The organism is Bacillus sp. ME78 (assembly GCF_903970865.1).
In the GTDB taxonomy this organism is placed as follows: Bacteria; Bacillota; Bacilli; order Bacillales; family Bacillaceae_G; genus Bacillus_A; species Bacillus_A cereus.
This window is the reverse complement of record NZ_CAJCKK010000106.1, coordinates 1-363: the sequence shown is the minus strand read 5'-3', so window position 1 is coordinate 363 and position 363 is coordinate 1. Positions and strand designations below refer to the sequence as shown.

Here is a 363-nt window from a genome sequence, read left to right as displayed (position 1 = left end):
TCATAACCCGAAGGTCGCAGGTTCAAATCCTGTCCCCGCAACCAAATGGTCCCGTGGTGTAGTGGTTAACATGCCTGCCTGTCACGCAGGAGATCGCCGGTTCGACCCCGGTCGGGACCGCCATTATAACCTCTGCTAATTGGCAGTTGTTTTTTATTGGACATTATGGTACAATAACATTTGTCTTTGAAAATAAGATATTTTTTCGATGGGCTATAGCCAAGCGGTAAGGCAACGGACTTTGACTCCGTCATGCGCTGGTTCGAATCCAGCTAGCCCAGCCATTTACGAGCCATTAGCTCAGTTGGTAGAGCATCTGACTTTTAATCAGAGGGTCGAAGGTTCGAATCCTTCATGGCTCAC

The 363-nt window shown here is 48.5% G+C and carries 3 tRNA genes; all 3 read left to right on the top strand.

From position 1 onward, the window contains the following. The first annotated feature begins 47 nt into the window (after positions 1-47). Positions 48-123 (top strand) — tRNA-Asp (locus H6481_RS28460). An 86-nt stretch (positions 124-209) separates the two neighbouring features. Further along, positions 210-284, top strand: a tRNA-Gln gene (locus H6481_RS28455). 5 nt (positions 285-289) lie between these two features. After that, positions 290-362, top strand: a tRNA-Lys gene (locus H6481_RS28450). The last annotated feature ends 1 nt before the right edge of the window (position 363 follow it).